We start from the raw sequence: 13,989 nt of genomic DNA on the forward strand, positions 1-13,989 counted from the left end.
ACATAAAGCCTGTCCAAATAGGGGAGGCTTTTCATCGTCATAATAAGTGATAGAATTCAAATTCACATGCATAATTTGACAGATTTCTTCAAAATTTAGTTATATAAAAATTGTTTGCTTCTACAATTTCTGATAGGATTGAATTGTATCTCCCTAATGAAGCAAAAAAGGTAAGGTGATTGAATGCAGAACCTCATTTTAGCCTCTTCTTCTCCACGGCGAAAAGAACTTCTAGAAAATCTCCGCTTAACATTCGCAGTCTCAAGCAGTGATGTAGACGAAAGCTTTGACCCCACACTCTCCCCAGAGGAGGTAGTAATGGAGTTAGCCGAGCGAAAGGCACAGGCTGTTTTTAAGGACAATCAAGAAGCCTTTGTCCTCGGTTCGGACACGATTGTTGTTGCGAATAATCAAATTTTAGGAAAGCCAGCTGATGAAGCAGAAGCCGTTCGTATGCTGAAAACTCTTTCAGGTAGTCAGCATGAAGTATTTACTGGTGTTTCAATAGTGTCTCCAACGAGCAAGACCCGTTTCTACGAAAAAACAGAAGTATGGTTTTGGGAGTTAACGGAGGACGAAATCCGTTCATATGTGCAAAGTGGTGAACCGCTTGATAAAGCAGGTGCCTATGGTATTCAACAGCTCGGAAGTATGCTTGTCAAAAAAATAAATGGAGATTATTTTGCGGTTGTCGGTCTGCCAGTAGCGAGGACAATCAGAGAACTAAGAAAGGCAGGCTACCAGTTACCGTATTAACTTTTTTGTGCCTTAGCTCCCGAAAAAAATGGGAGGAAAAAAATGTCAACTGATACATTGATGATTCGTGATTTTCCACAAGACGAAAGGCCAAGGGAACGGTTTATTCAACAAGGACCACAAAGTTTATCTAATCATGAACTAATTGCGATTCTGCTTCGGACAGGAACAAAGGATGAATCCGTCCTGCAATTATCGAATCGTCTGCTGAACCATTTTGAAGGGTTACGGCTATTAAAAGGAGCTACGTTAGAAGAAATAACCGAAATCAAAGGAATTGGCTCTGCAAAGGCCATTCAAATTTTAGCAGCGGTTGAAATCGGCAGACGTATTTCTAACTTATCATTTAATGACCGTTATGTGATCCGCTCCCCTGAAGATGGAGCAAAGTATGTCATGAATGATATGCGCTTTCTATCGCAGGAACATTTCGTTTGTTTATATTTGAATACAAAAAATCAGGTCATCCATAAACAAACGGTGTTTATCGGTAGCTTAAATGCCTCAATAGTCCACCCGAGGGAAGTCTACCGCGAAGCATTAAAGCGCTCTGCAGCAAGCATCATAGCCCTTCATAACCATCCTTCCGGAGACCCGACACCGAGCCGCGAGGATATTGAAGTAACAAAGAGATTGGTCGAGTGTGGAAAAATAATTGGGATTGACCTCCTTGACCATCTAATCATCGGTGAAAATAAGTTTGTTAGTTTAAAGGAAAAAGGGTATTTATAACACTATTGTTTTATTTGACGATACGATATAATATTAGTTATGATTTTTTAGGACTGCCCTGTGAAAGGGCCAATAATAAATTAAGAAATAGACATGATAAGTAAGGCGATTACCTGCCTATTGCTATTTTGCATTTTGTATGTGTAGAAAGGGAGATACAACACTATGTTTGGAATTAGATCGAGAGACCTTGGAATTGACTTGGGTACTGCCAACACCCTCGTATATGTGAAAGGAAAAGGCATTGTTTTGCGTGAGCCTTCAGTAGTTGCCATGCAGACTGAAACAAAGAATATCGTAGCAGTTGGAAATGATGCGAAAAATATGATCGGGCGTACACCGGGAAATGTGGTTGCCCTTAGACCGATGAAGGACGGGGTAATTGCTGATTTCGAAACAACGGCATCAATGATGAAGCACCATATTCGTCAGGCTCAGAAGAGTAACAATCCTTTTTCAGGCAAGCCATATGTCATGGTTTGTGTGCCTTCAGGTATAACAGCGGTTGAGGAGCGGGCAGTGATTGACGCGACAAGACAAGCTGGTGCGAAGGATGCTTACACCATTGAAGAACCATTCGCAGCTGCGATTGGTGCGAACCTACCTGTTTGGGAGCCAACTGGTAGTATGGTCGTTGATATTGGTGGAGGTACCACTGAAGTTGCGATTATTTCTCTAGGAGGAATCGTAACAAGCCAGTCGATTCGCGTGGCTGGAGACGAAATGGATGATAGCATTATTTCATATATCCGCAAGAATTATAATTTAATGATTGGGGAGCGTACTGCGGAGTCCATTAAAATGGAAATTGGTTCTGCCGGAACACCGGATGGAATCGACAACATGGAGATTCGCGGACGTGATTTATTAACGGGTCTGCCGAAAACCATTGAAATCACAGCAAAAGAAATTGCCACTGCACTAAATGACACAGTCTACGCGATTGTTGAGGCTGTAAAGAATACATTAGAAAAAACACCACCTGAACTTGCAGCGGATATTATGGACCGCGGTATTGTATTAACGGGTGGAGGCGCGCTTCTGCGCAATCTGGACAGGGTGATTAGTGAAGAGACAAAGATGCCGGTCCTTATTGCTGAAAATCCACTCGATTGCGTTGCGATTGGGACAGGAAAAGCGTTAGACCACATTCATTTATTTAAAAACAAAGCGAAAGACTCAAGATAATAAGAGGAAGCTTCTTTTTAGGCGACGTTATTTTATCTAGAAAAATAGAGGTGTATAATCATGCCACAGTTCTTCTTGAATAAACGACTGATTATTTTGCTTGTCAGCATAATTGTTCTCGTGGCATTGATTGGGTTTTCTTTAAGGGAGAGAGAGAAGCTTACCTGGCCGGAACAATTTATTAAAGATACAGCCGGCTGGGTTCAATCCCTGGTTTCAAAGCCTACCAACTATGTTGCCGGCTTTTTTGAAAATCTCCAGGACTTATCAAATACATATGAAGAGAATAAAGAATTAAAATCACGGATTGAAAATCTTGTCAGCCTTGAAGCAGAAGTTCAAGAACTGAAAAAAGACAACAAAGAATTGCGTGACGTTCTCGGTGAAAAAGAGACCCTGAGAGATTTGAAACCATTACCAGCTACAGTTATTGGTAGAAATCCTGATCGTTGGCATGAAATGATTATTATTGACAAAGGTAGTTTACAAGGAGTCAAGAAAAATATGGCTGTTGTTACGGCAAGCGGGTTGATTGGAAAAGTTAAGAGTGTAACTCAATTCAGTTCAACCGTACAGCTGTTAAGTGCAATGGATCCTAAGAACCGGATTTCCGCAATTGTTCAAGGAACTACAGATGTGTATGGACTTGTTGAAGGCTATGACAAAGAGAAAAAACTACTCAAGGTGAAGGCAATACCTTCTGGCGAGAAGATCGAAAAAGGCCAGACAGTTATTACTTCTGGTTTAGGTGGGATTTTCCCAAAAGGATTAATGATAGGGAAAGTCGTAGAAGTAAATCCGGACCAGTATGGATTAAACCAAACTGCACTTGTCAAACCAGGAGCTGATTTCTATGACATCAAGTCAGTGATGGTAACGAAGAGGCTTATGGCCGAGCCAGATCAAAATGATTTAACCGGTGGGAAGGAGGAAGGATCGTGAAAAAATTCCTTCTTCCTCTTTTGTTTCTATTTTTGTTGATTTTTGAAAGTATCTTTGTTCAATACCTACCTGATGGCTTATTAGGTAAGGATCGCATCCTTGTACCGCACTTTCTTTTTGTAGCACTGTTGTTTTTAACGATTTTTGTGGGTAAAAAGAAAGGTGTCATTTATGCAGCTATTTTTGGGCTGTTGTTTGATGTTGTCTACGTAGAAATCATTGGAATTTATTTATTTCTCTATCCATTCATTTCATATCTTGTTTCTAAAATCATGCACATCTTGCAGGCGAATTTTATCATTGCCTTCCTCGTATCCCTTTTCGCTGTTGCATTATTAGAAGTGGGTGTCTATGAAATGGATTATTTAATCCATGTCACAAACCTTGATTTTATGAGTTTTCTTAATTTGCGTTTTTATCCAACCCTTATATTAAATGCGGCTTTTATTATCCTAGCGGGTTATCCTTTAAAGAGATTGTTTGAAAAGCATTTGGATTCATTACGAGATGAATAATGAGTTTCTGGTCTCCACTTTTAGGTTCCTTGATACTGTAAGTTTTCATTTAAAAAAAGAGGTGAATGGACGCATCATGTCGAATTATTATCAGATAGTCTGTACTTTCGATTCAGAACTAGCGTAAGGGCGTGCAAAATCTATTGAAATTTAGGGGAATTGCACGTTCCTAGACGGCTTTCTTAATTATGAGGTGAAAATTCTCCATGAAAAAACGGCAAAATGTTACAATAAAAGGAACGAAGGAAGGCCTTGTCCTTCATCTTGATGATAAGTGTTCTTACGACGATTTAAAAAAAGAGCTGGATCAGAAGCTTTCGGCAAATTCAAGAACACAGGATGACCGCCACTTAATTTCTGTTAAAGTTGAAATTGGGAATCGGTTTATTACGGAAGAACAACGAGAAGAGCTAAAGCACTTAATTCGACAGAAAAAGAATTTAGTTGTGGATGATATTATTTCAAATGTCATCACCAAAACGGAAGCAGAACGATTAAAAGCAGAAGCCGGGATTATGACCGTGTCTAGAATCATTCGTTCGGGCCAAGTTCTTGAAACTTCAGGGGATCTGCTGTTGATTGGTGATGTGAATCCTGGTGGGACAGTCGTTGCGGGCGGTAATATCTTCATTTTGGGGACCTTGAAGGGTGTGGCTCATGCCGGCTTTTTCGGAAATGAACAAGCCGTGATAGCTGCTTCAAGCATGAAACCATCACAGCTTAGAATTAGCGATTGCATTAACCGTTCGCCTGATTCCGCAAAATCTAGCGAAAATCGCGAAATGGAATGTGCTTACATAGATGATAATCGACAAATTATCGTTGATAGATTACAAGCTTTAATTCATTTAAGGCCAAATTTAACTAGATTAGAAGGGGGACATTAAAGTGGGAGAAGCAATAGTAATTACTTCTGGCAAGGGCGGCGTTGGTAAAACAACGACATCCGCAAATATTGGGACGTCTTTGGCCCTTCAAGGAAAAAAAGTATGCTTAGTGGATACAGACATCGGTCTTCGAAACTTAGATGTCGTAATGGGGCTTGAAAACAGAATCATTTATGATCTAGTCGATGTAGTTGAAAAAAGATGTAAAATTCATCAGGCGTTAGTAAAGGACAAACGATTTGATGGATTATTATATTTGCTTCCAGCTGCGCAAACCGTTGATAAATCGGCGGTTACACCAGAACAAATGAAAGAGCTTATTTCTGAATTAAAGCAGGACTATGATTATATTATTATTGATTGCCCGGCTGGTATCGAGCAAGGATTCCAGAATGCGGTGGCAGGAGCAGACAAGGCGATTGTTGTCACAACACCAGAAGTATCTGCCGTACGTGACGCGGACCGTATTATTGGTCTCTTAGAAAAACAAAGAAACATGGAGCCTCCAAAATTAGTGGTCAACCGTATCCGAAATCATATGATGAAGAGCGGGGACATGTTGGAGATTGATGAAATTACCCAGCATCTATCTATAGAGTTGATTGGGATTGTTGCGGATGATGAAGAGGTAATTAAAGCATCAAATCACGGTGAACCGATTGCCCTGAATCCAAACAGCAAAGCATCGATTGCATATCGAAATATCGCAAGAAGAATCTTAGGCGAATCGATTCCATTGCAGCCATTAGAAGAAGCAAACAAAGGTGTCTTCACCAAACTTAAGAAATTCTTCGGAGTAAGATAAATAGGAGCCTGTTCACGATCAAAAGTGGACAGGCTTTTTTTGTAAATTAAATTCAGTCATACTCTCAAAAATTCTCTCATAGACTTGTACAAAAAAGTGGGAAAAGGGTTGATGGGAATGGCGCGGTCTACACCGGAGGAAATACGGCGACGAATCGCTAAAAGAAAAAAAGAAATGGGTTCAACAACAACAAAAAGTCCAGAACGTCCAGAACGTCAAATCGCTTGGCCTGGTGATGATGATGACAAATACGGCATTAATTATATGAGCAGCTCCAAGAGTGGTGAAGGAGGAGATGACGGACATCCATTATTTAAAAAAGAAGTGTTCTTCTTCAAAATATTAGCATCCATCCTCCTGTTCTTAGTGGTAGCCATTCTGTTTCGCAATCAGACAGCGACCTTTGATCCAGTAAGAGATTATGTGACCAGTGCAATGGACAAGGACTTTAAATTTGCCACTGTTTCAAATTGGTATGAAGATAAGTTCGGCAAACCCTTGGCGCTTCTGCCATTCTCTGAGGGAGATAAAACAGACAAAAAGGAAGAAGTGGTCCAAACAGAATTTTCTGTCCCTGCCATGGGGAAAATCCTCGAAAACTTTGAAAAAAATGGCCAAGGCATCATGATTGAAACTGGTAAAGGAGCGCCAGTCCAATCCATTAATGGTGGTGTAGTCACCTTTGCAGGAGTAAAAGAGGGAATTGGAAAAACTGTTATCATCCAGCATTCAGATGAAACGGAAACATGGTATGGAAACTTAGACGAAATTAAAGTAAACCTTTACGAATATATCGAAAAGAGGACCGTCGTTGGAACAGTTTCCACATCAACAGGAGAAGATAAAACTAAAGGGAAATATTACTTTGCCATTAAAAAAGGCGATAATTTTATTGACCCGATTCAGGTGATTCGTTTTGAATAGAGCCATTTCATTACTCAGACAGGTTCATATCCACCCCTTGCTGTGGATTATCATTGCGATATCTATTGCAACCGCACATTTCTTGGAAGTTTGCTTGCTGCTAGGGATCATTTTTATACATGAAATGGGGCATGCAGCGGCAGCTTCTTTTTTTTCATGGAGAATCAAAAAAATTTCCCTGCTTCCGTTTGGCGGGGTTGCTGAAATGGATGAGCACGGCAACCGTCCGTTAAAGGAAGAATTAATTGTGGTGGTTGCTGGACCGCTTCAGCATCTTTGGATGATAGGAGCAGCGTACCTCTTACTATCGTTCTCGTTAATCTCTGAAGACCTATTTCAGCTCTTTATCAACTACAACTTAATGATTTTTATATTTAATCTTTTTCCAGTTTGGCCGCTTGATGGGGGTAAGCTGGTATTTTTACTGCTTTCATTAAAACACTCCTTTCCGAGTGCCCACCGGCTGACACTTATCCTTTCCTTTTTAAGTTTGGCCCTTTTTTCACTCGTAATCTTACTTATTGCGCCATCACATATAAACGTATGGGTGATTATCGCCTTTCTAGCCTTTTCTCTTTACCATGAATGGAAACAGCGACGCTTTATTTTTATGAGATTTTTATTAGAACGCTATTATGGAAAAAAATCAAATCCGAGTGCCTTAAAGCCGATCCAGGCTGACGAACACGAGTTATTGATCCATGTTCTAGAGAAATTTCAGCGGGGCTGTAAACATCCCATTATTGTGGAAGCCGAAGGCAAAGAAAAAGGAACATTAGATGAAAATGAACTTTTACATGCCTATTTTACAGAAAAACGATTAACTGATAAAATCAGCGACCTTCTATTTTTATATTGATTATGGTTATAATGAAGGCATCTATGAAAAAGGCTATGTTTAAGAAACATTATTGATTATTATACCCTGTTGATTGGAGCGGAGGACGCGAAGACTCCTGTGGGAGTACGGTTCAGGGGAGACCCCGCAGGCGCAAGCGCCGAGGAGGCTCGCCGAAACGCCCACGGAAAGCGAAGCGTCTGGAGCGGAAATCAACAGGAAATTTTAAAAGAACCTTGAAAAAAGTGAGGAAGCTGGATTGGAAACATTACTTGTCAACTACACAACGCGGGAAAAGAGGTTGGCTTATCTCAGAAATAACCGTGTTGAAAATATCGTTATTGACCGACCAGGCAATCAATCGCTGGTCGGTAATATTTATTTTGGGACTATTACGAAGGTACTCCCGGGCATGAATGCCGTGTTCATCGATATAGGTGAGGAGAAAAATGCCTATTTGCACCGGGATCAGCTGCCTTCTTATGTACAGTCCGCTGAAAAACACCAGAACGTCACCGCATTTGTTCACCAGGGAGAGAAACTGCTCGTTCAGGTAGAAAAGGATGCAACAGGCACAAAAGGACCTAAAGTAACGGGGATTATTGAAATCCATGGAAACTATCTGATTTATATGCCAAAAGGACGCTATGTGGCAGTTAGTAAAAAAATTGCAGATGAAAAGCAAAACATTACCCTCCGAAAAATAGGCGGCAGCCTGAAAACGGAGGAAGAGGGGATTATTTTTCGGACGTCCAGCATGACCTGTACAAAGGCGGAGATTGAAGAGGAATTGATGGTACTACGTCAACAACACCAGGAATTGCTCCAGCAAGCATCACACCTTAAGAAGCCAAGTCTCATATCCCAGAAAGATACCTTTATGGAAATGGTCCTAGACCGCGTGGCTGCCATGGAGACGGGTGAAGTAATGGTGGACGATTTGAACGTTAAGAAGATGCTTGAACAGAACAACCATCACCTTAAAATTACTTTTTACAATGGAAAAGAAAATATTTTCTCCGTCAATAAGGTAGAGCATGAAATTGACAAAGCACTCAAACGGATTGTTTGGCTGGATCATGGTTCCTATCTTATTTTTGACGAAACCGAAGCTCTAACCATTGTTGATGTGAACACAGGAAAGTTTTCTGGAAAAACGGATTATCAAGATACCGTGTTAAAAACGAATCAGCTCGCTGCTAAAGAAATTGTTAGACAGCTGCGGCTTCGTGATATCGGTGGAATTGTGCTAATCGATTTTATTGATATGAAACGTGAAAAGGACAAGCAATCGATACTTTCCTTGATGGAATCAGAGCTGTCAAGGGATGAAAAAAGAACAAAGATGATCGGATTTACTCCACTTGGCATTCTTCAAATCACTAGGAAGAAGACGAAGGTAAGTATTTCTGAGGCATTACAAGTGAAATGTCCGGTTTGTGAAGGGACGGGGCGAATCTTAAGCGCTGAAACGATGGCTTTCCGATTAGAAAGAGAACTGTTAGAGCACCGTCATGCTGATTTCGAAGCCATTCTAGTTGAGACAACGCAAGAGGTGAAGGACGCCCTCTTAGGCAGAAATGAGGCGCATAGAGAAGTGTTAGAAGACCTACTGCGGGTTACATTGTATTTTTCTATACAGCCTTCTGAAAGGCATTCTTATCAATTAAAGCAGTTCGGTACGATTCAGGAGATTTCCCAACGAGCAATGGATTATTCGTAAGGAAACTAAATAATAGGTTGACACTTTCGATTAAATTATGTATGATTTTAATGTTATGTTTGTAGCGCACCCGTGCTACAACCGCACAGAACAGGTATTAAGATTTCTGCAGATTTGCAGGAGCGCCTGTATATGGCGAGTCTGAGTTTATAAGGAGGTGCAGTTCATGTACGCAATTATCGAAACTGGCGGTAAGCAATTGAAAGTCGAAGAAGGCCAAGCTATCTACATCGAGAAATTAGATGTTGAAGCTGGTGAGACTGTTACTTTTGACAAAGTTCTTTTCGTTGGCGGTGAAACTGTAAAAGTTGGAAGTCCTGTTGTTGCAGGCGCTACTGTTACAGCTAAAGTTGAAAAACAAGGCCGTGCGAAGAAAATCATTGTTTTCAAGTACAAAGCGAAGAAAAACAACCGTAAGAAGCAAGGTCATCGTCAACCTTACACTAAAGTAATCATCGAAAAAATCAACGCGTAAGGTGTTGAAAAAAGATGATTGGTATTACGATTTATCGTACTGAATCCGGACAAATTCAATCATTCGAACTAAGCGGTCATGCCTTGTTCGCGGATCGTGGAAAAGATATCGTCTGTGCAGGCGTATCCGCTGTGTCTATTGGTGCTATCAATGCAGTGCACGAACTTACCGGCGTTACTCCAGACCTTGAACATCGGGCAGATGGCTTTCTCCGCTGCGTTATCCCGGAAGAACTTCCGGAGGACGTATATGAGAAAATCCAGATTCTTCTCGAAGGAATGGCTGTCTCATTACGATCGATTGAAGAAACGTACGGAGAGCACATAAAAATTACCTTCAAAAAGCAGGAGGTGGAATAAATGTTATTAAAATTAGATCTTCAGTTGTTTGCATCTAAAAAGGGAGTAGGTTCTACAAAGAACGGACGTGACTCTATCGCAAAGCGCCTTGGTGCTAAGCGTGCAGACGGACAATTTGTAACTGGTGGTTCAATTCTTTACCGTCAACGCGGTACAAAGATTTACCCAGGTGAAAACGTTGGCCGTGGAGGCGACGATACTCTTTTTGCAAAAGTTGACGGCGTTGTGAAATTTGAACGTTTCGGTCGTGATCGCAAAAAAGTGAGCGTTTATCCAGTAGCTCAAGAAGCTTAAGGATTACTTTGAAAACTCTAACCTGTTTGGTTAGAGTTTTCTTTTTGCTGCGAAAGTACACCTTCCATCAAAACTCTTCAAGGAAACTACTTCGTTAAGCGCATTTTTTACCACAAACTAAATCATTCAGATAAAAATGCTTACTCTTGGAAATTTTTTTGATATACTAACAGCAAACAATGTTCCGTGTTTATGTAGGAGTGTGCGTATGGAGAGAGAATGGGATATCGTTGAAGTGCTGCGGCACTCACGACACGATTGGTTAAACAAACTGCAATTAATAAAGGGAAACTTGGATTTAAATCGAATGGACCGAGTAAAAGCAGTAATTGATGAAATTGTGATTGAGGCACAGCATGAGACAAAGCTTTCAAATTTACATATGCCTTTGTTTGCTTCCTTACTATTAAAATCCAATTGGGTGAACCCTTCATTTAAATTGGAATATGAGGTCTTTCAAGACTCAGAATCAACAAAAATTGATGACGTTATGATTACAAGTTGGACAAATTCCTTTTTTTCATGTTTAAATAAGGCAATTGAAGCATTTCAGGAAAATCATTTATCAATAACAATTGAACCGCAATCAGATGGAGTTCGTTTCTTTTTTGATTTTAGCGGGATAATACTAAAAAGGGAACTGATTGAAGAATGCCTTTCTAACCATAAGAAGCCATTAGAGCTAGAGGTGAAGGAATTCACTGAAAACGAACTCTCTGTAGAAATATTTATGCCTGCTTTATAAGGGGTTGAAGGCGTTTTCGTAAGATATCAGTTTGTTTAAAAGTGTAAGTCGGGAGGAATAAGATGTTTGTCGATCAAACGAAGATATATGTAAAAGGTGGAGACGGTGGCAACGGGATTGTCGCTTATCGCCGTGAAAAATATGTACCAAAAGGCGGTCCAGCTGGCGGTGATGGCGGTAAAGGGGCAGATGTGATCTTTGAAGTAAATGAAGGACTCCGTACCTTAATGGATTTCCGCTACCAACGTCATTTCAAGGCGCCACGTGGTGAACATGGAATGTCAAAAAATCAGCACGGTAGAAACGCGAAGGATATGCTTGTTAAAGTTCCACCGGGTACGGTAATCATTGATGCTGAGACAAAAGAAGTTCTAGCCGATCTTGTTGAACATGGTCAGCGTGCAATTATTGCTAAAGGTGGTCGCGGAGGTAGAGGTAATTCTCGATTCGCTACCCCGTCAAATCCGGCTCCAGAGATCGCTGAAAATGGTGAACCTGGACAGGAGCGCGAAGTAATATTAGAACTAAAGCTTCTTGCTGATGTTGGTCTTGTAGGCTATCCAAGTGTAGGGAAATCAACCTTATTATCAGTGGTTTCATCCGCAAGACCAAAAATTGCTGAATATCATTTTACAACGATTGTTCCTAATCTTGGTATGGTTGAAACAGAAGATAATCGAAGCTTTGTTATGGCAGACCTTCCAGGCTTAATTGAAGGTGCACATGAAGGCGTAGGTCTAGGACATCAATTTTTACGACATATTGAACGGACAAGGGTCATTGTTCATGTCATCGATATGGCAGCAACCGAAGGCCGGGATCCATTTGAAGATTATTTGAGTATTAATAAAGAGTTAGAAGAATATAACCTCCGACTAACAGAGCGTCCGCAAATTATTGTTGCGAATAAAATGGACATTCCTGAAGCGGAAGAAAATTTACAAAAATTCAAAGAACGTCTCGAAGAGGATTATCCAATATTCCCAATTTCAGCAATTACTAGAAAGGGACTAAGGGAGCTTTTATTCTCTATTGCAGATAAGATTGAGCAAACTCCAGAGTTCCCGCTTGACCATGAAGAAGAGGATACAGGCGTACATCGTGTTCTTTATAAGCACGAAGCAGACCCAGAGGCTTTTTATATTACGAGAGAGCCAGATGGTTCGTTTGTTATTTCTGGTGAAAAGATTGAAAAAATGTTTAAAATGACTAATTTTCAAACAGAAGAATCTGTTCGCCGTTTCTCACGCCAGCTTCGTACTCTTGGTGTAGATGAAGCATTAAGACAAAGAGGAGCAAAAGACGGGGATATCGTTAAGTTGATGGAATTTGAATTTGAGTTTATTGATTAGTTTCTGTAAGAGATCGAGGTAGAGAGATGAAGATGGATAACGTTGATAAAAAATTTTATCTGGTCCGTGAAGATGTGTTGCCTGAAGCGATGAAAAAAACCATAGATGTGAAGGATATGCTTGAACGTGGCAAAGCAGAATCGGTGGCAGATGCTGTTCAAAAGGTTGATTTAAGCAGAAGCGCCTATTATAAATACAGAGATACGGTCTTTCCTTTTTCAACGATTACAAAGGAAAAGCTTATCACCCTATTTTTCCATTTAGAGGATCGCTCCGGCACTCTCTCCAAACTTTTAGGAGTAGTTGCATCGTCTGGCTGTAATGTCTTAACTATTCATCAAACGATTCCACTTCAGGGCAGAGCTAACGTGACGTTGTCGTTAAACACATCGAACTTGACTTTGGGATTCGATGAAGTGCTTTCTGAGTTAAGAAAGCTTGAATTTGTCGAGAAAGTAGAAGTGCTGGGAACAGGTGCATAAATGAACTGATTGTTCATTATGCTTGGCTGTTTTCAGCCTTCTTTTTATATTCTTGGGGGTGGAGAAGAATGAAGGTTGGTTTTTTAGGACCAAAAGCTACGTTTACAGAACTCGCAGTAAAGAAGGTCTTTCCTGGATTTGATCTTATGCCGTATCGCACCATTCCTGAAAGTATGGATGCCTTAGTAGCAAAGGAGGTAGACCTTGCAGTGGTACCGATTGAAAATGCCCTTGAAGGGTCCGTTAATATTACGCTTGATTATTTAACACATATGGTTCAGGTGCCGATTGTTGGGGAAATTACGTTACCAATTAAGCAGCATCTTATGGTCCATCCATCTAATGCAGAAAATTGGATGGAGGTCTCCAAAATCTACAGTCATTCTCATGCCATTGCTCAATGCCATAAATTCTTACATAATCAATTTAAAGGCATCCCATCTGAGGCTGTATCTTCCACGGCAGCGGCTGCTCAGTTTGTTATGGAACGTCCTGAATTAAAATGTGCTGCGATTGCGAATGAACTGGCTGCAAACGAATATGGGCTGGCCATTGTCAAAAGGAACATTCATGATTTTGACTACAACCATACTCGTTTTGTGGTTTTAAATGAAGCGGATTTTGATTTTTCAACATTAAGTGGATCGTCTCATTATAAAACAACATTGATGGTGACGCTTCCAGCAGATGACCAAGCCGGGGCGCTTCATCAAGTGTTATCTGCCTTTGCGTGGAGAAAATTAAACCTTTCAAAAATTGAATCAAGACCGATGAAGACAGGAATAGGCAATTACTTTTTCATTATTGACATTGAAATGAAACTTGATGAAGTTTTAATCCCGGGCGCTATGGCAGAGTTAGAAGCATTAGGCTGCGGCGTAACATTATTAGGCAGCTATCCATCAATCATGGTAAAACTAGATTAAAAGATATGGCTGTGTTAATGGTTAATTTTGTATGTTGATTGGAGTG

17 protein-coding genes and 1 other annotated feature are annotated in these 13,989 nt (G+C 40.5%); all 17 genes read left to right on the plus strand.

Features of this window, described 5'->3' with window-relative positions; translation table 11 throughout:
- Positions 1-183: 183 nt before the first annotated feature.
- The 17 genes from AA0X95_RS10100 (at position 184) to pheA (ending at position 13,943) form a co-directional block, all read left to right on the plus strand.
- Complete coding sequence (locus AA0X95_RS10100; protein WP_413308482.1) at positions 184-756, plus strand: Maf family protein; 573 nt, start codon at positions 184-186, stop codon at positions 754-756.
- A gap of 42 nt (positions 757-798) precedes the next feature.
- Positions 799-1,488 (plus strand): RadC family protein, encoded by a 690-nt coding sequence (radC, locus tag AA0X95_RS10105; protein ID WP_413308484.1) that lies wholly within the window; start codon positions 799-801, stop codon positions 1,486-1,488.
- Between the two features lie 165 nt (positions 1,489-1,653).
- Positions 1,654-2,676, plus strand: coding sequence for a rod shape-determining protein (locus tag AA0X95_RS10110; RefSeq protein WP_413308486.1), 1,023 nt, complete (start codon positions 1,654-1,656; stop codon positions 2,674-2,676).
- Between the two features lie 60 nt (positions 2,677-2,736).
- Positions 2,737-3,618 carry a rod shape-determining protein MreC gene (gene mreC / locus AA0X95_RS10115; protein ID WP_413308488.1) on the plus strand — a complete coding sequence of 294 codons (882 nt, stop codon included), beginning with the start codon at positions 2,737-2,739 and terminating at the stop codon, positions 3,616-3,618.
- A complete protein-coding gene (gene mreD / locus AA0X95_RS10120) occupies positions 3,615-4,133 on the plus strand; it encodes a rod shape-determining protein MreD (protein ID WP_413308490.1) in 519 nt (172 codons plus the stop codon). Before mreC ends, mreD begins: the two co-directional genes overlap by 4 nt.
- A gap of 206 nt (positions 4,134-4,339) precedes the next feature.
- On the plus strand, positions 4,340-5,020 hold the full coding sequence (gene minC, locus AA0X95_RS10125) for a septum site-determining protein MinC (RefSeq protein WP_413308492.1): 681 nt from the start codon (positions 4,340-4,342) through the stop codon (positions 5,018-5,020).
- 1 nt (position 5,021) lies between these two features.
- Positions 5,022-5,825 (plus strand): septum site-determining protein MinD, encoded by an 804-nt coding sequence (gene minD, locus AA0X95_RS10130; RefSeq protein WP_413308494.1) that lies wholly within the window; start codon positions 5,022-5,024, stop codon positions 5,823-5,825.
- 117 nt (positions 5,826-5,942) lie between these two features.
- Positions 5,943-6,749 carry a peptidoglycan DD-metalloendopeptidase family protein gene (locus AA0X95_RS10135; protein ID WP_413308496.1) on the plus strand — a complete coding sequence of 269 codons (807 nt, stop codon included), beginning with the start codon at positions 5,943-5,945 and terminating at the stop codon, positions 6,747-6,749.
- Complete coding sequence (locus tag AA0X95_RS10140) at positions 6,742-7,608, plus strand: M50 family metallopeptidase (RefSeq protein WP_413308498.1); 867 nt, start codon at positions 6,742-6,744, stop codon at positions 7,606-7,608. Before AA0X95_RS10135 ends, AA0X95_RS10140 begins: the two co-directional genes overlap by 8 nt.
- Positions 7,609-7,846: 238 nt before the next feature.
- Positions 7,847-9,310: an Rne/Rng family ribonuclease gene (locus AA0X95_RS10145; RefSeq protein WP_413308500.1), complete on the plus strand. Its 1,464-nt coding sequence runs from the start codon at positions 7,847-7,849 to the stop codon at positions 9,308-9,310.
- Between the two features lie 69 nt (positions 9,311-9,379).
- Positions 9,380-9,463: a sequence feature (ribosomal protein L21 leader region), on the plus strand.
- A gap of 13 nt (positions 9,464-9,476) precedes the next feature.
- A complete protein-coding gene (gene rplU / locus AA0X95_RS10150; protein ID WP_283919673.1) occupies positions 9,477-9,785 on the plus strand; it encodes a 50S ribosomal protein L21 in 309 nt (102 codons plus the stop codon).
- A gap of 14 nt (positions 9,786-9,799) precedes the next feature.
- On the plus strand, positions 9,800-10,144 hold the full coding sequence (locus tag AA0X95_RS10155; RefSeq protein ID WP_413308502.1) for a ribosomal-processing cysteine protease Prp: 345 nt from the start codon (positions 9,800-9,802) through the stop codon (positions 10,142-10,144).
- The gene (gene rpmA, locus AA0X95_RS10160; protein ID WP_191269736.1) at positions 10,145-10,438 is read left to right on the plus strand and encodes a 50S ribosomal protein L27; all 294 of its coding nucleotides are present in this window, start codon (positions 10,145-10,147) and stop codon (positions 10,436-10,438) included.
- Between the two features lie 208 nt (positions 10,439-10,646).
- Entirely contained in the window at positions 10,647-11,183 is a 537-nt protein-coding gene (locus AA0X95_RS10165) for a Spo0B C-terminal domain-containing protein (protein ID WP_413308505.1), read from the plus strand.
- Between the two features lie 62 nt (positions 11,184-11,245).
- Entirely contained in the window at positions 11,246-12,535 is a 1,290-nt protein-coding gene (gene obgE / locus AA0X95_RS10170; protein WP_309860369.1) for a GTPase ObgE, read from the plus strand.
- 26 nt (positions 12,536-12,561) lie between these two features.
- Positions 12,562-13,017, plus strand: a complete 456-nt coding sequence (locus tag AA0X95_RS10175) for an ACT domain-containing protein (RefSeq protein ID WP_309860371.1) — start codon at positions 12,562-12,564, stop codon at positions 13,015-13,017.
- 68 nt (positions 13,018-13,085) lie between these two features.
- Positions 13,086-13,943: a prephenate dehydratase gene (gene pheA, locus AA0X95_RS10180; RefSeq protein WP_413308507.1), complete on the plus strand. Its 858-nt coding sequence runs from the start codon at positions 13,086-13,088 to the stop codon at positions 13,941-13,943.
- Positions 13,944-13,989: the final 46 nt, after the last annotated feature.

The organism is Neobacillus phoenicis (genome assembly GCF_047302305.1).
GTDB lineage: Bacteria > Bacillota > Bacilli > Bacillales > Cytobacillaceae > Neobacillus.